This is a genomic window from uncultured Ralstonia sp. (genome assembly GCA_913056305.1).
In the GTDB taxonomy this organism is placed as follows: Bacteria; Pseudomonadota; Gammaproteobacteria; order Burkholderiales; family Burkholderiaceae; genus Ralstonia.
The window spans coordinates 1-4,651 of sequence record CAJXMR010000297.1; the positions used below are offsets into that span (position 1 = coordinate 1).

A 4,651-nucleotide genomic window follows, 5' to 3' on the forward strand; every position below is an offset into this window, starting at 1 on the left:
TGCTTACTTTCTTTGGCAAGACAAAGAAAGTGAGTCGGCCCCGGCAGGGGACGAAGCGGGGGATGAACCAACAACACCCCGCCAGACTGAATGCACATCAGCCCCGGCAGGGGATGAAACAAGGGATGGACCCCCACGGTCCGCAAACGCAGCAAACGCCAGCCCACACCGGAGCCATCAGCAATGCGCCGCTTCCGCAACACCAAAATCCTCGCCACCCTCGGCCCCGCCAGCAGCGACAAAGACACCATCCGCGCCCTCTTCGAGGCAGGAGCGGACGTCTTCCGCCTGAACTTCAGCCACGGCTCGCACGAAGACCACCGCAAGCGCTACGACGTCGTCCGCGCGATCGAGGCCGAAACCGGCCGCCCCATCGGCATCCTCGCCGACATGCAAGGCCCCAAGCTGCGCATCGGCACCTTCGCCGAAGGCCGCGTCACGCTCAGGAACGGCGACCGCTTCGTCCTCGACCGCGACCCGACCCCGGGCGACGTCACCCGCGTCCACCTGCCCCACCCCGAACTCTTCGCCGCCGCCGCGCCGGGCCAAGCCCTGCTGCTCGATGACGGCAAGATCCGCCTGGCGGTGGAAGCCGCCGATGCCGTCGCCATCGTCACCCGCGTGGTCGACGGCGGCCCGCTGTCGGACCGCAAGGGCGTGAACGTGCCGGATGCCGTGATCCCCATCCCTGCGCTCACCGAGAAGGACCTGCGCGACCTCGACTTCGCCCTGTCGCTGGGCGTGGACTGGATTGCGCTGTCGTTCGTGCAGCGCGCGGAAGACGTGATCGCCGCGCGCGAGATCATCGGGGACCGCGCCGGCCTGCTCGCCAAGATCGAGAAGCCCGCCGCGCTGCTGCACCTGGAAGACATCGTGCAGGCGTCCGACGCGCTGATGGTCGCGCGTGGCGACCTGGGCGTGGAGCTGCCGCCCGAGCGCGTGCCCGGCGTGCAGAAGCGCATCCTGCGCATCGCGCGCCAGCACGGCAAGCCGGTGGTCGTGGCCACGCAGATGCTGGAATCGATGATCGAGGCGCCGGTGCCGACGCGCGCGGAAGCGTCCGACGTGGCCACCGCCGTGTACGACGGCACCGATGCGGTGATGCTCTCGGCCGAATCGGCCAGCGGCAAGCACCCGGTGGCGGCGGTCAGCATCATGAACCGCATCATCGCCGAGACCGAGCGCGACCCGCTCTACCGCAACCTGATCGACGCCCAGCACCAGGCCCCGCTGCCGACGCGCCAGGATGCCATCTGCGCGGCGCTGCGCGATGTGACGCACATCCTGGGCGCCGTGGCGACGGTGACGTACACGTCCAGCGGCAAGACCAGCCTGCGCGCCGCGCGCGAGCGGCCGCTGGCGCCCATCGTCAGCATCACGCCGCGCCTGGACACGGCGCGCCGCCTGGCGATCACGTGGGGCGTGCACAGCACCGTCAGCACGGATGTGACCAGCGTGGATGAAATGGTGGATGCGGCCTGCCGCGCCGCCGCACGCGAGGGCTTTGCCGTGTCGGGCGATCAGATCGCCATCACGGCGGGCATGCCCTTCGGGCAGGCGGGCTCGACCAACCTGCTGCGCCTGGCCGAAATCTGGCCGCAGACGGTGGCCGCCACGCAGCCCGCGACGGCCGCGCAGCAAGCAGAGCCGGTCTCCGCCTGAATCGCCGCATAAATTCGCCGCTTAAACGACCTTGGAGTAGCGCGGGACGAAGGTGACGGGCTTGCCCTCCGCCTCGACCGCGCGCTCGGTGCCGGCCGCGCGCAGGTGCGCGTCGAACACCATGGCGATGCGGCGCACCAGCAGCCGCCCTTGCGGCGAGATGACGATGCGCTCGTCGCCCACCTTCACCAGCCCGGCGTCTTCCAGCGGCGCCAGCGCTTCCAGCTCGCTGGCAAAGCTGCGCTTGAAGTCCAACCCGTGGCGCGCGCCGAACGCGCGCATATCCAGCTCGAACCCGCACATCAGCTCGCCGATCAGCGCGCGGCGCACGTGGTCGTCCGGCGTGAGCACGAGGCCGCGCAGCACCGGCAGCTCGCCGGCATCGACGCGCGCGTAATAGCCGTCGAGGTCCTTCTCGTTCTGCGCATACACATCGCCCACGCGGCTGATGGCGGACACGCCAAAGGCCAGCAGATCGCAATCGGCGTGCGTGGAATAGCCCTGGAAGTTGCGCTGCAACCGCCCCTCGCGCTGCGCGATGGCGAGCGCATCGTCCGGCCGCGCAAAGTGGTCCATGCCGATATAGACATAGCCCTCGGCGACGAGGCGTTCCACCGTCATCGCCAGCAGATCGAGCTTCTCGTCAACGCTGGGCAGTGTGTCTGAGTCGATGCGGCGCTGCGGCTTGAACAGGTGCGGCAGGTGCGCGTAGCTGTAGACCGAGAGGCGGTCTGGCGCCATCTCCAGCACGCGGTCCAGCGTGGTGTTGAAGGTGGCCATGCGCTGATGCGGCAGGCCGTAGATCAGGTCGAAGCTGATCGACTGGAAGCCGAGCCGGCGTGCGGTGTCGACCACGCGGCGCGTCTGCTCGACGCTCTGCACGCGGTGCACGGCGCGCTGCACCTCCGGGTCGAAATCCTGGATGCCGAGGCTCGCGCGGTTAAAGCCGAGTTCGGCCAGCACGGCCAGCGTATCGTCGTCGGCGTGGCGCGGGTCGAGTTCGACCGAGATCTCGCCGTCGTCGGCCAGGTCGAAATGCTCGCGCGTGGCGGCCATCACGTCGCGCATCTCGTCGTGCCGGAGGAACGTCGGCGTGCCGCCGCCCCAATGCAGCTGCGTGGCGCGGCGCAACGGGCCGACGTGCTTGGCCACCATCGCCATCTCGTGCGCCAGGGCGCGGATGTAGCGCGCGCTGCGCGAATGGTCCTTGGTGATGACCTTGTTGCAGCCGCAGTAGTAACAGAGGTTGGCGCAGAACGGCAGATGCACGTACAACGACAGCGGGGCATGCAGCGCCGGCGCGATGGCTGCGCGGCGGTGCAGCGCGTCGAGGTAGTCGGTCTTGCCGAAGCCGTTGTGAAAGCGGTCCGCCGTCGGGTAGGACGTATAGCGCGGGCCGTGCGTATCGAAGCGCTGCGCCAGTGCGCGCACTTGCGGCGCGGACCAGCGGAACGGCGTGTCATTGGGTGCCAGCGCGTCGGCAGGCGGCTGGTTGAAGGGGGTCAGGGTGACCATGATGGGGCGTCAATGCGAGGGCGATGGTCCATCCTATGCCGGTGACTCGCGCAGCGCGTTGATATGTGTCAACGTCGGTCAATGGGTTTTCAAACGCGCCGATCCCTCCGTCGGAAGGGGCACAACTTCACCGATCTGTCATCGACGCCGCCCTACCATCGCCGTTTGCGCCCGCCTGCCCGCACGGCAGCATTGCAGCAGCCCACAACAAGAACAGCTGGCGCCATCGATCCGTCTTTGGGGGAAGCACCATGTGGAAGACATTGGCACGCCGCTGCGCGTGTGCGCTAGCCTGCGCAACCGTGGCGTTGGCTGCGCATGCGCAAGGGGGCCCGTCGTTCGTGGTCGGCCAGCTGATCGAGCGCGGGGGCGAGCAGGCCGACTACGCGCGCGACTTCATGGCCGGCGCCAAGGTCGCCTTCGACGCGGCCAACCAGGGCGGCGGCATCCATGGCCGGCGCATCAACCTGATCCGCCGCGAGGTCGAGCAGGCCGACGCCGTGCGGCAGGCCGTCGACCTGATCGAGCGTGACCACGTGGAAGTGCTGCTCGGCGTGAGCGAGCGCCTGCTGCCCGCGCTGGCATCCTCGCCTGAGATCACGCGGCGCAACGTGCCGCTGTTCGCGCCCCTCTCCGGCGCCGCCTCCGCCTCCGACAACGTCTGGTTCATCCGCCCCGACTACGACAGCGAGCTCATCGCCGCGCACAACCGGCTGCGCCAGTTCGGCATGCGGCGCATCGCGCTGGTCACCATCGCCGGCTTCGATCCGCAGCTCGGCGCGCGCATGCGCGGCACGCTGGCCGGCACGGTGCCCGCCAAGGGCGAGGCGGCCGAAACGCTGGATCTCTACACCCTCACGGGCGACCCGGGCGACCTCGCCGCCCGCATCGCCCCGACCAAGCCGACTGCCGTGATCGTCGCCGGCGACACGCTTGCCTATGCCAGCGTGGGGCGTGCGCTGGCGCAGCACGGGTGGTATGGCTTCCTGGTCGGGCTGTCGTCGGTCAACGCACAGGTGGCGCGCGAGATTCTCGGCGCCGGCTACAGCGGCGGCCTGCTGCTTGCGCAGACGGTGCCCAACCCTGCCAGCGGCAGCACGAAGATCACGCGCGAGCACATTGCGCGCATGAAACAGTTCCTCGACGAACCGCCGTCGGCTGCCACGCTGTCGGGGTACATCGCCGCGACCTACCTGATCGGCGCGATGAATGCGGCGGGTGGCAAGGTGGCCGGGCCCGACCTGCGGCGGGCGCTGCAGACGCGCATGGATGTGGGCGGGTTCGCGCTCGATTTCACGCGGGGGAATCGGGGGAGTGAGTTTGTTGACCTGAATTACATCCAGGGGAGTGGGAATTAGGGGGTGGTGGTGCATCCCTTGTTTCTTTGCTTCTGCTGGGGCGGGCTTTTGTGGTGCATCTCCTGTTTCATCCCCTGCCGGGGCTGACTCACTTTCTTTGTCTTGCCAAAGAAAGT

The 4,651-nt window shown here is 68.6% G+C and carries 3 protein-coding genes; 2 read left to right on the forward strand and 1 reads right to left on the reverse strand.

The window, feature by feature from the left end:
• The first annotated feature begins 183 nt into the window (after positions 1-183).
• Positions 184-1,662, forward strand: a complete 1,479-nt coding sequence (pyk, locus tag QZ609_RS24770) for a pyruvate kinase (protein WP_295500585.1) — start codon at positions 184-186, stop codon at positions 1,660-1,662.
• Between the two features lie 21 nt (positions 1,663-1,683).
• Here pyk and hemN read toward each other — a convergent pair whose 3' ends face one another.
• Complete coding sequence (gene hemN / locus QZ609_RS24775; RefSeq protein WP_295500588.1) at positions 1,684-3,177, reverse strand: oxygen-independent coproporphyrinogen III oxidase; 1,494 nt, start codon at positions 3,175-3,177, stop codon at positions 1,684-1,686.
• Positions 3,178-3,428: 251 nt separating this feature from the next.
• Here hemN and QZ609_RS24780 point away from each other — a divergent pair, with 251 nt between their 5' ends.
• Complete coding sequence (locus QZ609_RS24780; protein WP_295500591.1) at positions 3,429-4,535, forward strand: ABC transporter substrate-binding protein; 1,107 nt, start codon at positions 3,429-3,431, stop codon at positions 4,533-4,535.
• Positions 4,536-4,651 lie beyond the last annotated feature (116 nt).